The sequence below is a fragment of the Pseudovibrio sp. WM33 genome (assembly GCF_001623165.1).
Taxonomy (GTDB): domain Bacteria; phylum Pseudomonadota; class Alphaproteobacteria; order Rhizobiales; family Stappiaceae; genus Pseudovibrio.
This window is the reverse complement of record NZ_LMCK01000048.1, coordinates 52,827-76,246: the sequence shown is the minus strand read 5'-3', so window position 1 is coordinate 76,246 and position 23,420 is coordinate 52,827. Positions and strand designations below refer to the sequence as shown.

General features: G+C 53.3%; 20 protein-coding genes. 16 read left to right on the top strand and 4 right to left on the bottom strand.

Features of this window, described 5'->3' with window-relative positions; all coding sequences use genetic code 11:
* The first annotated feature begins 368 nt into the window (after positions 1–368).
* The 5 genes from PsWM33_RS09415 (at position 369) to PsWM33_RS09395 (ending at position 4,301) form a co-directional block, all read left to right on the top strand.
* Positions 369–539, top strand: a complete 171-nt coding sequence (locus tag PsWM33_RS09415) for a XapX domain-containing protein (protein WP_057463812.1) — start codon at positions 369–371, stop codon at positions 537–539.
* Between the two features lie 277 nt (positions 540–816).
* Entirely contained in the window at positions 817–1,395 is a 579-nt protein-coding gene (locus tag PsWM33_RS09410; RefSeq protein ID WP_082826952.1) for an NADPH-dependent FMN reductase, read from the top strand.
* Between the two features lie 460 nt (positions 1,396–1,855).
* Positions 1,856–2,506, top strand: a complete 651-nt coding sequence (locus PsWM33_RS09405; protein WP_208980514.1) for a LysE family translocator — start codon at positions 1,856–1,858, stop codon at positions 2,504–2,506.
* 135 nt (positions 2,507–2,641) lie between these two features.
* Positions 2,642–3,805, top strand: coding sequence for a hypothetical protein (locus PsWM33_RS09400; RefSeq protein ID WP_063300043.1), 1,164 nt, complete (start codon positions 2,642–2,644; stop codon positions 3,803–3,805).
* Between the two features lie 43 nt (positions 3,806–3,848).
* Complete coding sequence (locus PsWM33_RS09395) at positions 3,849–4,301, top strand: type III secretion system chaperone (RefSeq protein ID WP_153039679.1); 453 nt, start codon at positions 3,849–3,851, stop codon at positions 4,299–4,301.
* A gap of 9 nt (positions 4,302–4,310) precedes the next feature.
* On the opposite strand, the gene PsWM33_RS09390 is transcribed toward PsWM33_RS09395, so the two are convergent.
* Entirely contained in the window at positions 4,311–5,153 is an 843-nt protein-coding gene (locus tag PsWM33_RS09390) for an alpha/beta fold hydrolase (RefSeq protein ID WP_063300042.1), read from the bottom strand.
* A gap of 553 nt (positions 5,154–5,706) precedes the next feature.
* Here PsWM33_RS09390 and PsWM33_RS09385 point away from each other — a divergent pair.
* Positions 5,707–7,626: a beta-N-acetylhexosaminidase gene (locus tag PsWM33_RS09385; RefSeq protein ID WP_063300041.1), complete on the top strand. Its 1,920-nt coding sequence runs from the start codon at positions 5,707–5,709 to the stop codon at positions 7,624–7,626.
* 47 nt (positions 7,627–7,673) lie between these two features.
* On the opposite strand, the gene PsWM33_RS09380 is transcribed toward PsWM33_RS09385, so the two are convergent.
* Positions 7,674–8,441, bottom strand: a complete 768-nt coding sequence (locus tag PsWM33_RS09380; RefSeq protein WP_063300040.1) for a GntR family transcriptional regulator — start codon at positions 8,439–8,441, stop codon at positions 7,674–7,676.
* A 372-nt stretch (positions 8,442–8,813) separates the two neighbouring features.
* Between PsWM33_RS09380 and PsWM33_RS09375 the strand changes: the two genes are divergently transcribed.
* The 10 genes from PsWM33_RS09375 (at position 8,814) to nagA (ending at position 19,692) form a co-directional block, all read left to right on the top strand.
* Positions 8,814–9,707, top strand: coding sequence for a carbohydrate ABC transporter permease (locus PsWM33_RS09375; protein ID WP_193775920.1), 894 nt, complete (start codon positions 8,814–8,816; stop codon positions 9,705–9,707).
* A gap of 1 nt (position 9,708) precedes the next feature.
* Complete coding sequence (locus PsWM33_RS09370; RefSeq protein ID WP_057463806.1) at positions 9,709–10,551, top strand: carbohydrate ABC transporter permease; 843 nt, start codon at positions 9,709–9,711, stop codon at positions 10,549–10,551.
* Between the two features lie 40 nt (positions 10,552–10,591).
* Positions 10,592–11,812, top strand: coding sequence for an ABC transporter substrate-binding protein (locus PsWM33_RS09365; RefSeq protein WP_063300039.1), 1,221 nt, complete (start codon positions 10,592–10,594; stop codon positions 11,810–11,812).
* Positions 11,813–11,874: 62 nt separating this feature from the next.
* A complete protein-coding gene (locus tag PsWM33_RS09360) occupies positions 11,875–12,975 on the top strand; it encodes an ABC transporter ATP-binding protein (RefSeq protein WP_063300038.1) in 1,101 nt (366 codons plus the stop codon).
* Positions 12,976–12,984: 9 nt separating this feature from the next.
* The gene (locus tag PsWM33_RS09355; RefSeq protein WP_063293649.1) at positions 12,985–14,169 is read left to right on the top strand and encodes a Gfo/Idh/MocA family protein; all 1,185 of its coding nucleotides are present in this window, start codon (positions 12,985–12,987) and stop codon (positions 14,167–14,169) included.
* Positions 14,166–15,176: an SIS domain-containing protein gene (locus PsWM33_RS09350; protein ID WP_063300037.1), complete on the top strand. Its 1,011-nt coding sequence runs from the start codon at positions 14,166–14,168 to the stop codon at positions 15,174–15,176. Before PsWM33_RS09355 ends, PsWM33_RS09350 begins: the two co-directional genes overlap by 4 nt.
* 20 nt (positions 15,177–15,196) lie before the next feature.
* Positions 15,197–16,303 (top strand): SIS domain-containing protein, encoded by a 1,107-nt coding sequence (locus PsWM33_RS09345; RefSeq protein WP_063300036.1) that lies wholly within the window; start codon positions 15,197–15,199, stop codon positions 16,301–16,303.
* Between the two features lies 1 nt (position 16,304).
* Positions 16,305–17,240 (top strand): ROK family protein, encoded by a 936-nt coding sequence (locus PsWM33_RS09340; RefSeq protein ID WP_063300035.1) that lies wholly within the window; start codon positions 16,305–16,307, stop codon positions 17,238–17,240.
* Entirely contained in the window at positions 17,237–18,550 is a 1,314-nt protein-coding gene (locus tag PsWM33_RS09335; RefSeq protein WP_063300034.1) for a class II D-tagatose-bisphosphate aldolase non-catalytic subunit, read from the top strand. The genes PsWM33_RS09340 and PsWM33_RS09335 overlap by 4 nt, the downstream gene beginning before the upstream one ends.
* A complete protein-coding gene (nagA, locus tag PsWM33_RS09330; protein ID WP_063300033.1) occupies positions 18,547–19,692 on the top strand; it encodes an N-acetylglucosamine-6-phosphate deacetylase in 1,146 nt (381 codons plus the stop codon). The genes PsWM33_RS09335 and nagA overlap by 4 nt, the downstream gene beginning before the upstream one ends.
* A 24-nt stretch (positions 19,693–19,716) precedes the next feature.
* On the opposite strand, the gene PsWM33_RS09325 is transcribed toward nagA, so the two are convergent.
* Together PsWM33_RS09325 and PsWM33_RS09320 are read right to left on the bottom strand one after the other, a co-directional pair.
* On the bottom strand, positions 19,717–21,027 hold the full coding sequence (locus PsWM33_RS09325) for an HlyD family type I secretion periplasmic adaptor subunit (RefSeq protein WP_063300032.1): 1,311 nt from the start codon (positions 21,025–21,027) through the stop codon (positions 19,717–19,719).
* Positions 21,024–23,243, bottom strand: a complete 2,220-nt coding sequence (locus tag PsWM33_RS09320) for a type I secretion system permease/ATPase (protein WP_208994485.1) — start codon at positions 23,241–23,243, stop codon at positions 21,024–21,026. Before PsWM33_RS09320 ends, PsWM33_RS09325 begins: the two co-directional genes overlap by 4 nt.
* Between the last annotated feature and the right edge of the window lie 177 nt (positions 23,244–23,420).

Sequence of the window (23,420 nt, the reverse complement as noted above, 5' to 3'; positions counted from 1 at the left end):
GCTCATGAAAATGGCGATAAGTAGAAGTTTTGCAAGAAGATGCAGGAGTTTTACGCAGAACTAACATAAATGATTGCTGTCCAACATATTGATTTAAATGAACTAATGAAAATGACAGTGCGGTAACTGATCGCATTTTGAATATTTTTTCTGCAAATGATTTTTTTTGCGTTAAAAGTGCAATTACAGGGTAGGGTCCGCCTTGTCGGGCGACCTGAATATTCAAGGACCTTAGCTGGCTGTCCTTCACGGTTTTCGGTCATACACTCAGGGGACTGCAGGGGTATGGGCGCGCAGTAAAAGCAAGGGCTGTAGTTCAAAGAAAACAGAGTTTTCTGAACAATAAGAAAGAATTAACGGGAGACACCATGGCTGAACTGCTTATGTCAACACTTGCTGGCTTCATTATTGGAGCGATCTTCACCGCAATCAAACTGCCTATTCCCGCTCCACCAGTTCTGTCTGGTTGTGTAGCGATCCTTGGCGTTTGGGGTGGTCATCAGATCATGCTGCAGATCACTGAGCGCTTCTTCTCCTAAAGTGCGTTCGGTTTGATTGAGGCCAATCAAACCCTACAGCGTATCTCCGAAAAGTGGAAACCGGTTTTCGGATAAAGGTACGCAAAAACAAAGACTAAAGCAGTGCAAGTGTTTCAGCTTAAATGCAAACTGCTTTAAGTGTTCGCTGGAATAAAGAAGTGTTTACGGTCAAATTTCAAAAAGCGGTGCTGAAGTTCAGTGCCGCTTTTTTTGTGCTTGCATAATAAAGAAACAAAAATGTATATAAAAATAAAAATATTGTCATATGGAGTTTCCCATGAATATCCTCCTCATCTCAGGAAGCACCAGAGAAGGCTCGTTGAATAAGAGCCTGCTGGATGCGGCTGAAGAAGAAGCGCATAACCTGAACCATCAAACGACCAGCCTGCCGCACCAGCTTGCCTCTTTTCCCCTCTACCATTCCGATCTTGAAGCAGATGCCGCCGTTCAGAACCAGCTCTCGATGCTACGGCAACAGATTGAAGCTGCTGATGTAATTCTGATCTCCTCTCCCGAATACAACGGCTTCCACACCCCGCATCTCCATAACATATTCACCTGGGCGTCCAGGCGGGCAGCTGGCAAATCCCACTCCGTGCTTGAGGGAAAAGTGGTCAGTCTGCTAGCCGCCGCACCGGGTCCATTCGGGGGTGTAAGAATGCTTCCGCGTCTGGCGTCGTTTGCAGCTGACCACGGTTGTTGGGTGCATCCGCGATATGTCGCTGTCGGTAATATGGCATCAAAGACCAATGACGACGGTCAGCTAACCTGTTCGGAGACAAGACAAAAACTGCGCAATCTAATCAGCCAGACCTGCAAAATGGCCGAACCTGTAAAGATCACAGAGCCTGCCTGAACAGACCTGCTGCATCTCAGAAAAAGACAAACCCGGTGTCTCAAACGCCGGGTTTCTTTATGCCTGATTGCTTAGCCGGTGGGCAATCTGATCAAACAATGGGCAGTATTATCGATTTCTTGGATCCTCCTTCAATGAGTTACATCCGGAAATATACACATATTCATCAATGAGTTATCAGAAGATCGGTGCGTCATCGTTAGTTTGGCATGCCCCTTGCGAATGTGCCGACCAACAGAGTTTGCACAGACAGCGCGCGGAGAGGGGGCGGCTACAGAAACTCACAGTGCCACGTTTGGAGAGGCGGGCCTTAAGGCTTACGGCAAGTGAATTTCTAATCCGCGCGCGAGGGGAGATGAACCATCAGTCATCTCCCCTTCGCATTCCAGAATTGGGGTTGCGTTCGTATGTGCGTTGCTTTGCGTTATTTATGTGTTTCTAGCGTTGAATTGGAAAAACCATGGAGCTTCTTCGCTCTTTTGATGCCACACTCATTTTTGGTTTTATCGTCACCTTCATGGCGCTCAATTTCACACCCGGTCCCGCGGTCCTGAAAGTGGTTGGCGACAGCATCACAAACGGTATTGGTAAAACCCACGCCAGCATGGCGGGTGTGTTCGGAGCCAACCTCATGTATGCGCTCCTCGCTGCGGGAGGCATGAGCGCGCTGCTGCTGTCTTTCCCGGTTCTGTTTGAGACGGTCAAATGGATTGGCGTAGCTTATCTATTGTATCTTGCATATGGCTCTTTCAAAGCCGCTTTCTCAGCCTCGCTGGGCGAAGCAAAAGAACAGAAGCCAGCATCCACTCTGAAGCTGTTCCTCACCTCATTCGCAATGCAGGGTGCAAATCCGAAATCCGTCCTGTCATTTGGCGCAATGCTGCCTGTGTTTGCTGGCGAAGGTGATGGCATGGCCCTGCGCATGATGGCACTGGCCGTCTTCAACATCGCGCTCGAATATCCGGCACTGCTGTTTTACGCTTATCTCGGAACTCGGGCCTCCAAATTCGCAGTCTCCGCCCGTTCTCGCGCAGCTATGGATGCCTTCGCCGGCACAGCATTGGCCGGAGCAGCCTACATGATCTCCAAAAGCACGCTGAAAACACAGTAAGTGGTCTCTGATGACGTCAACCAAGAATTGAACTGTCAATATCTTACTTAGTGTGCTGATTGTAACTGATCAGTTTTGCAACAAATGCTTTCATTCAGATCGAGATTTCTGTCGATTTGATTTGAGGAGCATACTTTGACCGTTGAAAACGTACGTGCAGCCATCACTCAACTTGGAGTTTTTCAGTCCGACGGCAGCGCCAAGCTGGATTTTGACTTAGAGACTTCCCACCGGACCTTGCTGAGTAACAAGCACAAACTTGTTGTCAGTGATGCCTCCGGTATATCGGGCAGTTCCCAGCCAGACTTAAAGCAGGAAGCTGGCGTTTATAAAAAACTGGATAAACTGGTTAGCTTGATTGAGAAAAATCAGGGTGGTTTGGATCGAGCCTCTGATTTGCACAAACTTTCAAACCTTCATAAACTGGTCTCTCAGTCGCAGACACTAACCAATGCCCATCGTGCGTCTATCGCAGGCCGTTTAGAAAGCCTTGATGTGCTGGCCAATCTTGCAGATGACAAAGCTCACCATAAGCAGGCAAGCTGGGAGGGAAGCCAGTACGCTCAATTTGCCCAGTCCGTCCAGGCTCGTACTGGAGGGAAAGTTGATGCTCTCTCTGAAAAGCTCTTATACGGCGAAACTGGAATTAAAACGCAGAGTGAAGTCCTGCGCGAGGTAAAATCCGGTCTTGATCTTTCAGTTCTTGATGAAAGGCGCGCCCATGATTTCCTGTCGGATTTAGAAAAGAAAGCTGACGCAGGTCAGTCAGTGAACATTCCCAAGTATTATCACTGTACTAAAGAGGATGGCCTGTTTGGTGTTGCCTCTGAAGGGAAAATTAAAAAAATACAGCCAAGGTCAGGCACGGGTGCAACAGGTGCATGGGTTTCTACTAACCCTCAAACCAAAGCCTATGGACGGAATATTTATGCGCTCTCTGCCCGCTTAGATTACCTAAATTCTCCAGCTAATCTTCCAACCAACGAAGTAATGAAACTATCATCAAACCAAAGTGGTGGTACTGATATCGGACTGCAGCAACATATCTATATCTCAGAGCAAAACTCTCAGAGCGTAGCCAACACAGCCCTTTCGCTGATCGGTGTTGATGATCGCTTACCAAACTTCGATAGCAAAAAGGAGACCCTTGCGTTGACACTCGGAAATGAGTTGCGTTTTGAGACACCTGAAGGAAGAGAGGACTTTGCAGTGTTTAAAACATCAACAGTCCTCAAGATGCAACAGTTGATAATAGCCAGCCAACCGCCACTGACAACAGAAGCTTGGAAAGCGGTATGATTAGCAACCGGTGGCTGCTCGCTTCAAGGTGTTTGAAGAAAAGATGAGTAGAGTTTTCTTCAAAGAGACCATGGAAAAGCTTTCGGCCTCATGGCAGGGTGCCTATTGCCGTGAGTTAGACGATGCCAGTTGGCTTCTTGTTTTCTCGCAAGACCTGACGGCCTCAGCAGATTATTGTCCATTTACTGAGCAGCTGGTTCTCTTCGCTCCAGTTATCACGTTGGACTCGCAAACCAGAAATGCCAATTTTCTGCTGCGCTTGCTCAATGCAAACTTCAGTTGGGATGAGACAAAGGGCGCATGCTTTGCAATCGAGCAAGATATCGTTGCTTTGGTGTGGCGCCATCCGCTCAAAGCGTTGGAGCATGTAGAACTGCAAGATGCACTTTCTTCTTTCTCCGAGACGGTAAGCAACTGGAAACCCAGATTAGCAGATGTTGAACAAACAGCAGAAATGACCGCAAGTTCAGTCCCTGATAATGGACTGATATGCTGAGGCAGCTAATCAGTCATTAAGAAACCCCAGAGCCTTCTCATTAAAGAGCGCTGGGGTTTCAAACATCAGAAAGTGGCTCCCACCATCGGCCTCGCGGATCACCTCAAGAGAGGCATTGTGCATCGTCTCCGCGATGAACTGCTGTGAAGCCAGCGGATGCCAACTGGCCTCGCCTGTAAACACCAGAGTGCGCTGGTGAATGTTAGGCAAAAAGGCCCGCCAGTCTTGCATCATGAGGTTTTCGATAAGAGCAGCAGCATGCACGCGGGGCAATGTCAGGTTCTCGGCTGCCAATGCGCGCAAGGCAGCATCACTAACCTTGCTGGTGAACATTCCGCTAATAATCTCAAGATGATCCTCAACACTGCGGGTCCTGCGAATAGCCACCACCATCTCATCAAGTGACTCCAAAGTGGGGTGGATAGAACCTGCCTCGTTGATCTCTTGTTGTGTCCAGGAGGGCCGTGCCATGAGGGCCGCTGGTTCGTCGATAAAAATCAGACGGCGCGCAGGGCGTTCAGCCCCGAACATATCAAGATATGCCCAGAGCATGGCGACGGAAAGCGAATGGCCAACCGCGTCGAAATCGCGAAGGTCCAAGGCCTCAACCACATCAAACAGATCCTTGGCAAACCGATGGATCCGATAACCATCCGTGGGCTTTTGTGATGCGCCGTGCCCCCGGTTCTCAAGAGCATAAACCGTATGGCCCTGGCAAAAGTCGGCGAACTGTCCTTCATATACAGATGCCGTCTGGCTCCAGCCACCCAGCAAAAAGACAGGCCGTCCTTGCCCGCCTGTCAGATAGGAGAGTTTCACCCCATCTCGGGTCCGTACACTCTTGCGTTCCATCCTCTTTGGCCTTTCGCAGACAACTCAACACGCTCTTGCAAGTATAGAACCCAACACGTTTCCCAGCCGCAAATGAGGTCTTAATCGCGAAGTGAGGAGCGCCACCTTGAATAACTGGTCCTAAATTTTACAGGCTGATCGCCTATCAGCCGGAAAGCTCTAACAACCACCATGCCTTGCTCCGGTATTGATGCAACAAGGTAGGTGACCGCGTTGGAAAACAGAATTGCAGTCAAAGACTTACACAACCTGAAAAGTTTGTGAGGGATTTGTCATCATGAGCGATCGTGTAAGTTTCAGCTGTGCAAAATAAAGTAACTATCCGCGAACTTTGAAAGTAATACCAATTCAAAATTATGGATTTATTTGTCTGCCAAGGTGTTGACAGGCCCAGCCAAGTAGAAGCTATGCTACTGCGTGTTCTTTAGGAAATGAAACCTGATTTTCTAACAAGGACAGTCGCAAATTCAAGCAGTTAGAGCATGCGCTCAGGCGACCCGTTGCCTTTGGTGTGCTCACTGCAACATCCTGAAATTGGTGAGGAGACGTGGGCATGGAAGCTGCTGCCTGTGCTGATACTACAATCAGAATGGAAACATGGAGAACGGAGGATCGGCAGATCAACTGCATCCTCTCTGCCAAGTGCGATGCACCCATCTCCAACTACACTTTGTGCTTCAGCATGCTTGCGCCCTGTGAGGTGGTTGAAGGTGCCACTGTCAAGAAAATGACTGCGGGCTACATAGAGCTTGGCTTTGACAGAGATGTACTGGGAACAGGGCAGGCTCTGGCGTTCACGCTCAAATATAAGCGAAGCATGAACCCCTCCAACCGCAGCTGGCTGCCAAAAGGCGCTTACCTGCGCATGGAGGATGGCAGCATTGCGCCAGTCCAGCTCGCCCCGCGCGGCATTGATCAGGCCTTCACCACCAAACTGCCTGAACAACAGGCCGATCCCACATCCCGCGAATTGATGCTTGTCCCAGCCCCGCAAAGCTGGCAGCCCTCCGGTGACGCGCTGGACGTAAGCGCAGGTTACAAGCTGGACCGTTCTTGGGATGCCGAAGGCGAGGCCGACAGCACGGACGCTGTGGAGGCCCTTGCAGAGCGCAACAACATTGGTCCGTTCCTATCTGAGGATGGCGTTGCGCTTCGCTTTACCAAAAACGAAGAACTCGCCGAAGACGCCTACGAACTGACAATCACGCCAGAGGGCATCACACTCTCTGCATCAGCGGCAGCCGGTGCTTTTTACGGTTCCATCACACTGCTCAACCTCAAGCTGATCTACGGTGGAACCATCCCTTGCGGCCAGATTTCCGATGCACCACGGTTTGAATGGCGCGGCCAGCATCTGGATTGCGCACGCCACTACTACGAGCCGGAGACACTGCTTCGGCTTGTCGATATGCTGGCCTTGTTCAAACTCAACCGCTTCCACTGGCACTTCTGTGATGATGAAGCCTTCCGTCTGGAAGTGGACAGCTATCCGGAACTTTGGAAGAAGTCAGGCATGCGCGGTGAAGGTCGTGTCGTACCGGGCATTTACGGTGCAGCAGACGGACCACAAGGCGGCACCTATTCCAAAGCCTTCGCCAAGCGACTGGTGGACCACGCCAAAGCATTGAACATCGAAATCCTGCCGGAAATCGAAGTTCCAGCTCACTCCTGGGCGGTTCTTCAAATCCACCCGGAACTGCGCGATGCTGCGGATGAAAGCGGTGAAATCTCCGTCCACGGCTACCTGAACAACACTATCAATCCCGCCTTGCCAGAAGCATGGACCTATATGGAAGCGCTGGCCAGGGAAATCTCTGGCATCTTCCCGTTTGCTCACTTGCACCTTGGCTGTGATGAGCGCCCGCCAGCAGCATGGACCAGGTCTCCTGCCATCGAACAGTTGAAGGCAGAGCAGGGCCTCAAAACAGCGGATGATGTGCAAGGCTGGATGATGGACAAGCTGGCGTTGTATGTGCGCTCGCTGGGCGTACGCCCCGCAGCGTGGGAAGAAGCGGCCAAAGGTGCCAATGGAGGCATCAACAATGACTCCATCCTGTTCTCGTGGACACAACAAGGACCGGGGCTGGAAGCAGCCCGTAAAGGATACTCGGTGGTGATGACCCCAGCTGCGCACGCCTATTGGGACATTGCACCTTCCAGCAACTTCAACGAGATGGGCCTCAACTGGGCCGGCATCACCAGCCTTGCAGACAGTGTGAGCTGGGATCCGGTGCCGGAAAATGAGCCCGAGCTGGAAGACAAGATCATCGGCGCTCAGGGTTGCCTGTGGTCAGAGGTCGTCCTGCGAGACGCCAACATGGAAACCATGATGACTCCGCGCATTCTGGGTATTTCTGAAATCGGCTGGGCGACCCGCGCCAACAAACCGGATGCAGATGAGATCACACAAAAGGCTGCGTGCTACAGCAAGCTGTTCTCTGCCATCGGGTGGGGTCAGGATGTAAGGGACTAAACAGCAAAAGCCCCGCTTATGGTCTATGATGCGGGGCTTTCGACATCTCAGACGTTGCGCAATTCTGCAACAAAATCATAGATATCACCGCGATAAACGCCTATGGTCAACTCGATCGCCCGGCCACTCGCCAGATAAGCCGTGCGGTCAATGTAAAGCGCCGCATCCCCTTCACAAACTTCCAGCAAGTCAGCTTGCTCTTCTGTCAGCTTGCAGGCGGAGATACGCTGGATAGCACGGGAAGGGCGCATACCGTTCAAAGACAATTTCTCATAGAGAGACGTTTCAATCCGTGACGGATCAGGCACAAACTCGGTTGAGAGCGAACTGGTCTCAATTGCTAACGGAATACCATCCGCACGGCGCAGACGGGTAATCCGCGAAACCTGACCGTCAGACGCAAGCCCAAGCGCAACAATTTCCTCAGGTGAGGGAAGGTAAATCCCGCAGGACAGTGTCTCGGAGGAGGATGTCTTCCCGCGCCGCTGCATGTCCTCGGTAAAGCTGGTAAGCGCCGACAAGGACTGTTCCATGCGCTTCATCTGCGGAGCCACATAAGAACCTGAGCCTCGGCGCTGAATCACCAGACCATCCACCACCAACTGCGAAATGGCCTTGCGAATCGTCACGCGGGACAGCCCGGTCAGTGTCGCCAGCTCACGCTCGGCTGGCAGAGTGGTCGCTGCTGCTAACCGTCCATCTTTAATGGCAGATTCAAGGTGTCGGTAAAGCTGTAAGTAGCGTGGACCGCCACTCCTCTGCTGCCAGGATGTCGTTGAGAACAGATCGGTATGGGTATCTTCTTGTGCGCTCATTCTGCTCTTCTTTATGTGAATCCGTATTATCTATAATACCTTTTTGATACCAATGCAAAACAATACCGATGGGATACCAATGAAAGAAATGAAGCTTATCCCCTTGCGATTTTCTTGAAAAATCGGAGTTTTTTCGTCCGAAACAGAAATATTTCACAGGAGGTACTGAAATGGTAGACAAATGGATTTGTTTTGGTATTATTTTGGTGCTCGCAAAAAACACGCGGTTCGTCTCCCTGGCGATAACAAGACGCAAGCGGCGAGTGACAAGCGATCACCTTTGGGAATTGGGGAGAGCGCATGACACATGCGTCAGGGGACCTGCTGCCTTATCAGGGCGAGCGCGGCGGTTCGGCACAAAAGAAACAAGGGATGCTGCAAGGGCTCATGCGCTCACAGGCAACCTTTGCATGGCTACTGATTGCTCCGGCAGCATTGTATCTCGTATTAGTCGTGGCCTGGCCGCTGGTAGAGACAGTCCGTTTGTCTTTCACCAACGCCAACATTGGCGGCGAAGCCTACATCGGCACTGCCAACTATGAGAAGCTGCTCAGCTCTCGCAAATTCGGTCAGACAGTGTCCAGAACGTTCTATTGGATGTTCCTGTCTGTCTCATTCAAAATCATTTTCGGCCTGATCGGTGCAACGCTGCTCAACGCGGCAATTCCGGGGCGGGCGCTGTTCCGCATGCTGGTCATGCCGCCGTGGATCGTGCCTGTTGCGATTGGCTGTTTCGGCTGGTTGTGGCTCTACAACGGCCACTTCGGCATCATCTCAGGAGCCTTGCAATACGTAGGCATTCTGGATGGCCCGTTTGAGTTCCTCGCCTACAAGCAAAGCGCGTTTTACTCCGCTGTTGTGACCGATGTTTGGGTAGGCCTGCCTATGGTGACCATCTTCATGCTGGCAGCCATGCAGGGCGTGCCGCGCGATCTTTATGAAGCAGCCTATGTGGACGGGGCGTCCCGATGGTACCGCTTCCGCCGCATCACCATTCCGCAAATCTTGCCGGTGATCATCACCATGTCGATCCTGTCGATCATCTGGACCTTCAACTCCTTTGAGATCATCTGGATCTTGACGGAAGGCGGCCCGCGCAACGCAACCACAACGCTGATCATTGACACCTACAAGATGGCCATTGCTAACTTCAAGTTCGGGCAGGGGGCAGCCCGTGCTGTGATCGTGGTGACACTGCTTAGCGTGTTCTCGCTGGTCTATCTGTTCGCACTTCACCAGATCAAAAAACGTTTCGAGGCAGCCTAAAATGATGGATCGTTACTCGCTGCCACATAAAGTATTTCTCTACTTCTGCGTGGTGCTATTCCTCGGCTTCATTCTGCTGCCGTTTTTTGAGATGTTCATGACCTCGCTGCGGCCACTGGAACACCTGTTCCGCTCGCCCTATCAGTTCTGGTCAGACGACTTCTCGTTCAAAGCCTACTCCCAGATGTGGGAGACAGTGCCAATGCTGCCGCGCTACATCGCAAACAGCATGCTGATCTCCATCTCGGTGACAGCTCTGGCTTTGGCCTTCGTCATTCCCGCCGCTTATGCCTATGCCCGGTTTGATTTCAAAGGCAAATCACTCAGCCTCGGCATCTTTCTGGCGGTTAACATGTTCTCCGGTGCTGTCCTGCTTATTCCGCTGTACAAGCTCCTGAGAAACTACGGCCTGCTGAACACCTATTTCGCCATGATTGTTCCCGGTGCAGCGTTTCTGGTGCCAATGGGAATCTGGCTCCTGAAATCCTATCTGGAGAAAATCCCGCGCGAACTGGAAGAAGCAGCTTTCATGGATGGCGCCAGCCGTCTGTACACTCTGCGCCGCGTTGTTCTGCCTTTGGCGGTTCCCGGTCTCATTGTCGTGGGTGTGGCTGTGTTCCTGTCAGCCTACGCACAGCAGTTCTTGTTCGCTATCACGTTCAACAGCGTCAAGGAGTTCATGCCTCTGCCAGCGGGCATCCTCGAGTTCATTGGCTATCAGTCAGTCAAATGGAACCAGATGATGGCAGCAAGCATTGTTGGAATACTGCCCGTACTCGTAATTTTCCTATTTTTACAGCGCTACTTGGTGGCCGGCCTCACAGCCGGTGCGATCAAGGAGTGATTTTCAAAAGTGTCAATGGTTACTACTGGGAGGAGAAACCATGAGAACCAAACTACTATTTGCAGCGGCTGCAGGGGCAGGCGCAATGATGGCAGCAACATTTGCACAATCAGCTGAGCTACATTTCATCCGTTGTGGGGACAACGGGTTGGATGAAGATCGCAAGGTTATCGCTGCATTCGAAGCTGCCAATCCAGGCAACACAGTCAACATGGAAAGCCTTCCATGGGGTACCTGTCAGGATAAGTCTCTGAAACTTGCATCTGCTGGCAGCCCGCCATCTGTGTCGTACATGGGCTCTCGTACGCTCAAACAGCTGGCAGACAACAACCTCGTTGTTGACGTGAAGATCTCAGAAGATCAGCAGAAAGCCTATCAGCCAGGCGTTTTGAACACCGTGAGCTATCGCGACAAGTTCTGGGGCTTCCCGCGTGCATTTTCCACCAAGGGTCTGTTCCTCAACTGTGACATCTTCGAGGAAGCCGGTCTTGCATGTGAAGCACCAAAGACCTGGGACGAAATGTATGCGGCTGCGAAGACCATCAAGGACAAAACTGGTAAAGCAGGTGTCGGTCTGACGGGCAAAGACTTCGACAACACCATGCACCAGTTCCTGAACTACCTGTATTCCAACGGCGGTCAGGTCATCGATCCATCCACCAACGAAATCACTCTGGATTCCAAGAACACTCTGGAAACTCTGAAGTTCTACGGCAAGCTGGTGGAAGTTGCTCAGGAAGGCCCAACCGCATTTGAACGCACGCAGGTCCGCGATCTGTTCAACGACAACAAAGTCGGCATGTACATCGACGGCCCTTGGGCACGCGGTCAGCATAAAGAAGGCATCACCACCAAGGCTGCACCAATTCCAGCAGGTCCAAGTGGTGTCAGTGGTACGCTTCTCATCACCGACTCCCTCGCTGTCTTCAAAGGCTCTGGCCATGAAGAACTGGCGATGGAATTTGCGCGCATGATGACCACAGGCGACTCTCAGTACACACTGGACAAACCAGACGGTTGGGGTCTGACACCAATCCTGAAATACGAAGAGCTGGGCTACGAGAAGCCTTACTACATGGATGACCCATACTGGGCAGTCTTTGTAGACTCCATCCCAACTGGTGGTCCGGAGCCTCTCTTTGTTGATTACAAAGCGATGCAGACAACCATCAACTCCATGATTCAGGGCATCATCCTGAAAGACGATACCGCTGAAAACCTAGTGGCAATCGCCGCTGAAGAACTCGAAGAGTTCAAGTAAGCAAAACCCGGAGAGGCTGGCGACAGCCTCTCCCCGTTCATTAGTGCGAGAAGACGAATATTATGGCCACGCTCCAGCTACAAAACATCGAAAAATCATTTGGACCAACAACCGTGTTGAAAGACGTCAACCTGTCCATTGAGGATAAGGAATTCGTCGTCTTCGTTGGCCCTTCTGGCTGCGGAAAAACAACGCTCCTGCGGATCGTGGCAGGTTTGGAAATAGCCTCTGAAGGCTCCATCATCATTGATGGCAAAGACGTTTCCGATGACCACCCTATTGACCGTGGCATCTCCATGGTGTTCCAAAGCTACGCGCTCTATCCTCACCTCTCAGTTTTCGAAAACATCGCCTTTCCGCTGCGCGTAGCAAAACGCCCGGAAGAGGAGATCAAGGACCGCGTCAACAAGGCCGCCGCTATCCTGCAACTGGAAGAGCGCCTGAACCACAAGCCGGGACAGCTCTCCGGTGGTCAGCGCCAGCGTGTTGCCATTGGCCGCTCTATTGTTCGCAATCCAAAAGTGTTCCTGTTTGACGAGCCGCTCTCAAACCTTGATGCAGCGCTGCGCGGGGACATGCGTGTGGAACTCTCCAAGCTCCATAAAAGCCTAGACACCACAATGATTTACGTCACCCACGATCAAGTGGAAGCCATGACCATGGCCGACCGCATTGTGGTGCTCAACGGCGGTGTGGTGGAACAGTGCGGCACCCCGATGGACCTGTACCTGCGCCCGCGCAACAAATTCGTGGCTGGCTTCATCGGCCATCCAAAAATGAACTTCCTGCCCGCCATCGTCAGCTGCGTTGAAGATCGCATGCTGCACGTGAAACTTGCCAATGGTGGTGTCATGAGCATGCCAGTGTCGTCTGAGGGCGTGAAGGCCGGTGACAATGTGGATATTGGCATCCGCCCTGAGCATATGCAGCTTGATGAGAATGGACCAGTTTCCATGCATGTAGAAGTGCTGGAGCGCTTGGGAGCGCATTCCATCGCCTACGGTAAAGTAGAGGGTGACGGTGCGTTTTGTGCATCTTTGCCAGGCATGGCAGAGATCCCTGAAGGCACATCTATAAAACTCAGTATCAAGCCGGAGGATGCCTACGTCTTTGACGAAAAAGGTATTGCACTGCAACGCCTTGGTGCTCTGGAACTCGCATAGGAGAAACACATGCGTATCATCGTTGTTGGTTTGGGTTTGCGAGCTGTCAGTGTTCTGGAAAGACTGCAGGCTCACATGAGTGAAGCGGAAGTGGTGGCCTATGTAGACCCCAAACCGCACCAGATTGAACGCCTCAGAAACCACGAGGCCATCAAGCCTTATGGCACGCTGGAAGAGATGCTGGCTGGTGAAAAGGCGGACCTGTTGTTCGTCAGCTCTCCAAACCATATGCATCTGGAGCACATCCGCCTCGGGCTGGAAGCTGGCATCCGCATGTTTGCAGAAAAGCCTGTTGTGATCTCCATGAGCGAGACCATGGAACTGGCAGAGCTGCTTTCCAAACACGGTGCAGATCAGGTGCTCATCGGTCTGGTTCTCCGCTACGCCCAGCATGCAAGAGATCTGCGCGCAGCGCAGGCGGCTGGCCAGATCGGTGATGTGGTTTCCATTGAGGCCAACGAGCATATTGCGCCGTATCATGGGGCTTTCTTCATGCGTGACTGGCGCCGTCATGAAAAATACTCCGGCGGCTTTATGCTGGAAAAATGCTGCCACGATCTTGATATCTACAACATGGTGACCGGCTCACGCCCAAGCCGTGTAGCCAGCTTTGGCGGCAGAAAGTCCTTTGTCCCAAGCAATGCACCAGCAAAAGAAACAGATACGAAAGTGTATCATGTTAAAGAGTCCATCTGGGAAGCTGCGGAAGACCCGTTCCTCTCTGATGGAGATATCGTTGATCACCAGACCGCGATCCTCGAATACGAGAGCGGCGCCACCATGGCCTTCCACACCAACATCAACGTACCGGACGAACACCGCCGGTTCTGCGTGATTGGCACCAAGGGCATGGCAGAAGGTGACTTCGTGCGTGGTTACCTGAAAGTAACTGATGCCCACACCCGCGGCACATTGGTGGACGAAGATTACAACAAGTCCATTGACCGCCCCGGCGCGCACTACGGCGCTGATGACATGATGTGTCAGGACCTCTGCGCCTATCTGCGCGGTGAAATGGACAGCCTGCCAGTTTCCGTCGTGGATGCGCTGGAAGCAGGCGTTGCCGCACTGGCACTGGATCAGGCGCGCACAACTGGTCAGGTCGTGGACCTGACGTCCTATTGGCAGAAATTCGACAGTTTCAACCTGCGGGAAACCGCAGCAACAACAAAAAAGATGGAATCAATACAGTGACCAAACTCCCCGGCGCGTACATGCGCGCTGAGATAGATCAGGCAATTCCGGCATTCGCAGAAGGGGTCCGTCAGGACCTCACTGAGAGTGTCAAAGCAGCAGCGCTGGACAAGCTCGACACGTTCTACACCATTGCGCGTGGAAGCTCAGATGCAGCCGCCAACCTGATCTCCTATGAACTGATGGCTGAACTGCAAAAGCCGGTAACAACACTGCCGCCCTCTGTGTTCAGTCTGGGGAATGGATTGCAGTTGGGCAATGCTGGCGCCCTTATTTTCTCCCAATCCGGAGGAAGCAAAGATCTGGCCAGTGCTGCAATCGGGTTCAAAAACGGCGGCGGCAAAACGCTCGCCATCACCAACACACCGGGTTCTCCGTTAGCAACTGAGACGGACGCCTGCGTTGATATCAAAGCAGGGCTGGAACAAGCCGTTCCAGCCACCAAAACAGTCATCTGCACCATTGCCGCTGGAATGGCTATGCTGGCCGCGCTCAAACCAGACTACGCCAAAGCCTGTGAAGCAGCAGCAAAAGCCATGCTGGCCAGCGCTGAGGCGAAACTTGAGCAGGCTGACGAGATCATTGAAGCCGTGAAATCCACACCGCATGTGTATGTGATCGGACGCGGGTGTGGCTTTGGTGCAGCGCAGGAAGTTGCGCTGAAACTGAAGGAAACAACAGCCATTCATGCAGAAGCGTATTCCGCTGCTGAAGTGCTGCACGGCCCGCTGCAACTGGCCACAAAACCGCTCTGTGTCCTCATCCTGGATACGGGGGAAGAGGTCAGCAACCAGAGCCTGAGCCTGGCTGAAGAGCGGTTCCGCTCTGTCGGCGCAAATGTTTTTCGCCTGACACCAGAAACCGTTGGTGCGCAGGGCCTTACCCCCGCAGCAAGCTCGGCCATGCTGCTGCGTGCATTGTACCCAGTGATTTTGGAAACTGCTCTCCAGTTGGGTCTGGATCCAGACCAACCGGAAACACTTTCTAAGGTAACTTTAACTATTTGATTTTATGAAGGAATGCTGCGATGGTCGATCTGACCAAATGGGCAACTACGCGCGAAATTCAGGCGCAACCGCAAATCTGGGCAAGTTGGGGACAGGAATTCGCTGCGCGTCTGAGTGATCTGAGCGAATGGGTTGCCAACTCCGGAGCCACGGAAGTCTGGTTCTGCGGGGCAGGCACATCCGCCTATATTGGCGACCTTCTGTGCAGAGCGCTGGACGCAACCTCCGTTCTTCCAATGCGCTCCGTTCCTTCAACAGATCTTGTCAGTGCCCCGCACGTGTTTAAACGCAATGGCGTGATCCCGCTGGTTGTCTCTTTTGGTCGTTCCGGCAACTCCACCGAGTCCATCGGCACGCTGGACTTGCTGGACGCGATCTTCCCCGAAGCGCCACGGCTTAACATCACCTGCAACAAGGACAGCGCTCTGGCAACCCGCCAGCCTGCTTCAAAGGCCAGCCAACGCGTGATCGTTCTGCCAGATGAATGCCACGACAGCGGCTTCGCTATGACCTCCAGTTTCACCACCATGATCCTGACAGCCATGGCAGTGTTTGGGCAGGAAACGCCGGAAGAATTTACCGCCAACATCCACGAGATCAGCCATGCAGCTGAGATTGTTCTGGCTGCAGCGGATCAATTGGCAGGCAAACTCACCATCCCACAGCGCGCCGTCTTCGTAGGCTCCGGCCCGCTTGCCTTTGTTGCCCGCGAAAGCGCGCTGAAGGTGATGGAACTCGCTGCAGGCAAAATCCCGTCTATCTGGGATAGTTCCCTCGGCTTCCGGCATGGACCAAAGTCTTTTGTTGATGCACAGACCACGGTCTTCGTGTTCCTCTCCAACCACCTGCATTCCCGCCGCTATGACGAAGATCTGGCAGACGAGGTGAGGGCGCAGTTTGGCGAGCACACGGTCATCGCCATTGGCAACTCTGCGAAGGCAGATGTGCACATTCCATGCAAACTGGAGGATGGCTGGATGTCTGTGCTCCATGTACTTATTGCCCAATGGCTGGGTGTGGCATGGTCTGATCAGCTTGACTTCAACGTCGACAATCCGTTTGAAGGGCAGGGCACGCTGACCCGCGTTGTCTCGGGCGTCAAGCTCTACGCATTGGAAGAGGCCTGATATGGTTCGAGCTGGCGGCATTGATCTGGGCGGCACCAAAATTGAGGCAACCGCTTTTGATAGTGATTGGGCTGTGGTTGAAACCAAACGCATTCCAACCCCTCAGGATTCCTACGAAAATCTGGTTGATGCCCTCTGTGAGATGGTCGTGTGGCTGGAAGAAACCGCAGGCTCAAAAGGCTTGCCGGTTGGCGTCGGTATTCCCGGCTTCCATTCCAAACGAACCGGCAAGTTCCTCACCGCCAATCTGCTGGCCTCAGGCCGCACCGTCCATCAGGACCTGATCGATAAACTGGGCAGAGCCGTCGCATTTGAAAACGACTGCAACTGCTTTGCCCTCTCTGAAGCCATGCTCGGCGCTGGGCGCAGCTACGCCAGCGTCTTCGGCCTGATCATCGGCACAGGCGTCGGCGGAGGCTATTGCTCCAACGGCACGTTGATCTCGGGTCTGAATGGCGCGGCTGGAGAATATGGTCACCTCGGCATTCCCTACATGACTATGAAGGAACTCGGGCTCGACGGCATCCAATGCGGCTGTGGTCGCACCGGCTGCTTTGAGACCTATCTGGCTGGCCCCGGAATGCGCCGCCTCGCCAAACATGTCACCGGCAAAGAAGAGGATGCAAAGACCATCACCACCGCCGCAGCTTCAGGCGATCCGCAGATGCAAGAGGTCTTACGCATGTGGGCACACATCGCAGCTGAACTGGTTGCGGCGCTTCAATGCACGGTAGATCCGGACTGCATTGTGCTCGGTGGTGGCCTTTCCAAAATCCCGAACATTGATCGTCTCATTGCGCAAGCTCTGCCCGGCCATTTGCTGGACCAGACTGAACCGCCGGAAATCCGTGTTGCAGAATATGGCGATAGCAGTGGTACACGCGGAGCAGCGCTTGCTGCTGTCCAAAACTATCAAATACTGGAGGAGCCGTCATGAGCAACCCTTTGCTTGAGGTGATCACTGCCAACCGCGCAGGCGCCAGAGCCGCGCTTCCCTCCATCTGCTCCGCTCAGCCGGATGTCATCCTTGCCTCCGCTCTGCTCGCAGCAGAAAAAGGCACGACCCTGCTACTGGAAGCGACCAGCAACCAAGTCAATCAGGACGGCGGCTACACAGGCATGAAGCCAGCCGACTTTGTCAGCTACGTCAAAAGCATTTGCGTAACTGCCGGATTGCCGGAGGACGCGCTCATCCTCGGCGGTGACCATCTCGGCCCGCAAGCATGGCGCTCTATGTCAGCCGATCAGGCCATGGCAAAAGCCAAGGAGTTGATGAAAGCCTACGTTCAGGCCGGCTTCACCAAAATCCATCTGGATTGCTCCGAAGGGTGCGCAGGCGAAGAGGCTCAGGTCGGTGACGAACTCAGCGCCAGCCGTGCTGCGCAATTGGCTGCTGTTTGCGAAGAATATGCACCAGACCCAAGCCGTCTCAGTTACATCGTCGGTACGGAAGTTCCTCCTCCCGGAGGCGCGCGTGAAGAAGGCGAGGCTCATATCATTGAGCCAACCCCACCCGCGCGTGCTTCCCGTACCTTGCAAATGCATTTTGAGAAGTTCGATGAGCTGGGCCTGCAGGATGCAAAAGGCCGTATCTGCGGTCTCGTCGTGCAGCCGGGCGTCGAGTTCTCACCCTTCCACATCGATCATCTACCCGCTGATGACGGCAAAGCTCTGCGAGCAGCGCTTGACGCGTTCCAGAACGTTGTGTTCGAAGCGCACAGCACCGACTACCAGCTGGACAATGCGTTCCCACGCCTTGCCAACATGGGCTTTGCGATCCTGAAAGTCGGCCCTGCGCTCACCTTCGCCTACAGGCAGGCTATCTATGCGCTGGACCAGATGCTGGACTGGCTGGAAGAGGACAAGCGCACTGCGCCAAAAATCTCAAAGATTCTGGAAGCTGAAATGCTGTCAGAGCCCAAGTACTGGCGCTCCCACTATCAGGGATCTGATCAGGAACTGCGCCTGCTGCGCCACTTCAGTTATGCAGATCGCATCCGGTATTACTGGCCTCAGGAGAAGGTGCAGGATGCCCTTAAGGCACTCTTTGCTGCCCTCCAAACCCATGAGATTCCAAAGGTACTGCAGCTTCAACTGTTTGCATCTCGCACTGTTGAACGTGCACGGGCTTTGCAGCGCCATGGTTTTGGCATAGAGAAGGCGCTGGTGCTTGCTGAAATCCAGCAGGCATTGGACCCATATTTCTTTGAGAGAGTTGAGGCACCTCAGCTTGAGGAGGCTCTATGAGCACCGCACCGGGCAACCAAGATATCTGGCTGTGTCCAGATAAGCTGTTTGACGGCCAGAACCTGCTGACCGATACCGCCATTCATCTCGTGGATGGCAAATGCGCAGGCTTGTCTTCAGCAGACCAGTTGCCCGTCGATGCGATCGTGAAAAAGCTCTCTGGCCTCATTACACCGGGCTTCTTTGATATCCAGATCAACGGTGGCGGCGGTGTTCTTTACAACACCTCTCCATCACCCGAAGGTCTGGCTGCTATTGCAGCGGCGCACCGCCAATTCGGCACCACAGCCTTGCTGCCAACAGTCATCACCGACGCGCCAAATGTGCTGGAGGACGCCGTTGAGGCCATGAAGGATGCTTACGGCACGCATGGCATCAAAGGCATCCATATCGAAGGCCCGCATATCAGCGTAGAGCGTAAAGGCACCCACGAAGCCAGCTGGGTTCGTCCGCTCAATGAGCGCAGTTTGCAGTTGGTCCGCGACCTGCGAGATCGGGACATCCCGGTTCTCATGACGCTCGCACCAGAAGGCGTTGCCAAAGGGGGTGTTGCCAGACTGGTCGAGATGGGCGCAGTTGTCTCTATCGGCCATACTGATGCAGGCGCAGCGCAGATTAAACCAGTTCTGGAAGAGGGCGCAAACCTCTTCACACACCTGTTCAACGGCATGTCCCAGATGGTCAACCGAGAGCCGGGAGCCGTTGGAACGGGCATTAACAGCACCGCCTATTGCTCGCTGATCGTAGACGGGCACCATGTGGCTGACGACATGCTTCGCCTTGCCATTCGTGCGCGCCCTGTCAAAGATCATATGATCATCATCAGCGATGCGATGCCAACTGTCGGCGGACCGGAAAACTTCAACCTTTACGGTCATCAGGTCTATCTGGAAGACGGCAAGCTCATCAACAAAGCCGGGTCTCTGGCAGGGGCACACGTCACCATGCTGGAGTCTGTTGCGCGCATGATAACTGAGCTTCAGTTTCCGGCAGAAGAAGTGCTGCGCATGAGCCTGTCCAATCCAGCTGCGCTGATGGGACTTCAACAGTCCGTGGCCTCTCTGCAGAACACTGACTTAGCCGATATGCTGTTGCTGGCACCGGACTACAAGTCCTTCTCATTCCTCTCGCATATGCTCTAGTTTGTTGCGAGAAGAGTTGCTGTCTCACCGCTCGCGAAATGCCTCCGCTTTCACCTTGAGCAGTGGTTTGGCGAGATAGCTCAGCACGCTTTTCTCACCGGTCAGAATATCAATGCTCGCAGTCATGCCCGGCGTGATGGGCAGTGGGTTTTGCTCTGATCCCAGATGGTTTTGCTTCGTGCGCACAATCACCTTGAAAAACGCCTGTCCCCGATCGTCCTCTGACGTGTCCGGACTGATCCGCTCCAACACCCCGTCCAATCCGCCATAGATAGAATAATCATAGGCCGTGATCTTCACGCTCACATCCTGACCCGGATGCAGGAAGGCCACATGTTGCGGCTGGATTTTTGCAGCAATCAGCAAAGTATCTTCCAGCGGAACAATCTCTATCAGTGGCTCACCAGTCTGAACCACCGCCCCAATGGTGCTGACATTAAGTTTGTTGATCACCCCGCGAACGGGTGCCACCAACGCACTGCGATGCACCCGATCCTCCGCCCCACGCAGCCGCTCCTCAATCACAGCAAGTTCCGCTTTGGTCGCCACCAGATCTGACTGTGCTTGAGAGGCAAACGCCGTCTGCGCAGACGCTACCTTTTGTAGAACCTCTTCCTTGGCAGAGCGGGCACTTGCAAGAGAAGCCTCCAGCATCTGCCGCTCCCCCTCCAGAGTTATGTACTGTCGCTTGAGCCGCAAAAACTCGATTTCTGGCAGGACACCACGTTTATAGAGCTGCTGGTTGATCTCCAGTTCCCGCGCAATGATGGTCAGATTGGCGCTCAGCATCTGTGCTTCAGCTTCAAGCTGCTTCAGATCCTGCTCTTTCTGGCTAAACTGACTTCGAAGCACCGCAACTTCCGCAGTGAGTTGCTCTTTACGAGCCTTATAAACCGCCAGCTCTCGCTGCAAGAATGCGGCAATATCGGCAGGCGTGTTTGAAAGATCAAGCGCAAGATTTGCCTGACGGGCCTCAGCGGTCAACCGTGCAAGACGAGCCTGCAACGCATATTTCTTCTGCAGTAGCTCCCCTAATTGAGAAGCAAAGCCGGTATTATCCAACTTCACCAGAACCGCGCCTTGCTCAACGATTTCGCCTTCATAGAACAACACCTCAGAGACAATCCCGCGTTCTGGAGCTTGCACAATCTGCATCTGACGGGAAGGGATGATGCGTCCATTGCCTCGTGTGACTTCTTCCACATGGGCAAATGCAGACCAGACGAACAACAGCAGCATAATTGCGGCACATGTGAAGATCAGAATTCTGGACTGCTTTGGGCTGTGAAACTCTGGTAAATGCAGCGGTGTAACGGGAAGCGACCAGCCCTTCATGCTCTCAGCCTTTCTTCAATCGGAACCTGCGCAGGCTGTGGCACTTCATGCAGACGCGGTTGCTGCATGGATTGCTTCACTTCCTCGCTCGGCCCATCTGCAATGATGCGGCCTTGATCCAGAGCGATCAGCCGATTGGTGAGCTTCAGGAGGGAAGGGCGGTGCGTGCTGATAATGAGTGTCAGAGAGCCGTTGTTATAGCGCCGCAAGCCACGCAACAAACGCTGCTCCGCAGAAAGGTCCAGCTGACTGGAAGGCTCATCCAGAAACAGGATCTTAGGTTTACGCAAAAGAACACGAGCCAACGCCACACATTGCCGCTGCCCACCAGAAAGCGCAACTCCGTTTTCACCCACAATCAGATTGTAACCAGCCGGATGCCTGTTCACGAGACTATGTAGCCCCGTTACATGGCAAACTTCCTCGATCTCCTCGTTGGTAAGATGTGGCAATCCAAGGCAAAGATTGTCTCTCAACGTGCCCTGAAACAGCGTGTTGTCCTGAGACAGATACCCAACAAAATGGCGCAGGTCTGATGGATCAAACTGGCGCGTGTCAATTCCATCAATGAGAACAGCACCCTCAGAAGGATACCGAAGCCCGCTCATCAGCCGGCCTACGGTCGATTTTCCGGACCCGACACACCCAACCAGCCCAATCGTATCCCCAGGCTCAATCGAGAAATTGCAGTGGGTCAGGCTGGCTTTCTCACTGAGGGGATAAGAGAAGCTGACATTTTGAAACTGAACTTCACCACGGCAGCACCGCAGATTTGCAGTTGCTTTCCCTGTTTTGCGTTCTGTTGGCTGGTTCAGCAAATCTCCAAGCTGGTGATAGCTGTGCAGCACTTGACGAAACCGAACCAGTGCATTGGCGATAGAGGAGATCGGTGCCAGTACACGCGACGACAGCATCATCGCAGCAATCAGCCCGCCCATGTTCACGGCACCCGCCTCAACCTGATAAACACCCCAGACAATAATCAGCACCGACACCATGCCCTGCACATGCCCTGTTCCCACCATCGCCAGATTGGACCAATGACGGTTCTGCAACAGGATCTCGCTGCTGCGCTCGACAGACTGCTCCCAGCGGGATTGCATATGAGCTTCTGCATTGAGAGCACGCACTGTCTCATGCCCGCCCAATGTCTCCATCAAAATGTTCTGCCGCTTATTCCCCTCAAGGCTTGAAGCTTGAACGGTTCGCTCCAAAGGCAATTGAGCCGCCAGATTAAGCAGGCAAACCACGGGCACGGCAAGCAGAGGAATCCAGGCGATAGGGCCAACGATGAAAAACAGGATGCAGATGAAAAGCCCGACAAAGCAGAAGTCCAGCAGGGCGATTAACGCTGTTGAGCTGAAGAACTCGCGGAGCTTTTCATAGTCATGAACAGTCCCGGCGTATTCTCCGGCACTCTTGGTTTTGGCAGAAAAATCAATGTTCTGCACATGAGAGAAAATCTTGGAAGCCAGCCGCTGATCTGCCCTTTTACCAAGGCTGTTGAGGATGGATGATCGTGCCACCTTCAGCAAACTATCTCCCGCCAGCGCCAACGCCACGCCAATCGTCAGAGCCCATAGCGACGCCACAGCGAAGTTGGGCAGGATGCGGTCATAGACATTCATGATGAACAAGGGAGAGGCGAGGGCAAGGCAGTTGATCAGCAAGGTCCCGAGCGCAACATTTCCATAGTCAGGCCAGAACCGCGTGAATTCGGACCAGAACCAATGCTTGTCGTTTTGATGAACCTGCCCACTGTTGTCGCGTGCATGAAGAGAGGAAAACAGGATCGCATACCCGGAGTACGCCCGCTGTAAAATATCCAAGCTGAGATACTGCGGTCTTTCTAAATCTAAAGGATCCAGCAGTTTGGCCTGCCGTGTGGTTGCATCATAGCCCACCAGCAGGCGCAAGGCTCTGTCATGAAACACCAGCAGGCACGGAAGGCTGCTGCTGGAGATCTTGCTAAGAGCAATCTGTTGCTTTTCGGCTTGTAACCCGCAATTCTCGGAGGCTTTTTCTACCTGAGAGAATTGTAACCGCCCATTGATCAGCGGAAGCCCGGCAGTCAACGCTGTTTTACTGAGGAAATTCCCATGGGCGCGGGAGACATAAGCGACGCTTTCAATCAGGGCGTCCAGCACCTCATGCATTGGATGGCTACCTTCCTCAGTATTGAGGGCATGAGGGCTGGACAAGCGAAAATCACTCACGGCGTGTTCCCTTGATTTATGACAGTAATCGCAGTTTCATTTATTTGTCTTTCGAGGGGCCACGCTTTGTTTGGTCTTCTTGCGAGAAGCAGAAAGATTAGTAGATACAAAGCATTACAGGTATCAAGTAATCTCTCAGTTCCCGCTAAGAAGTTTCGGTGTTCTTGTGGGATCTAA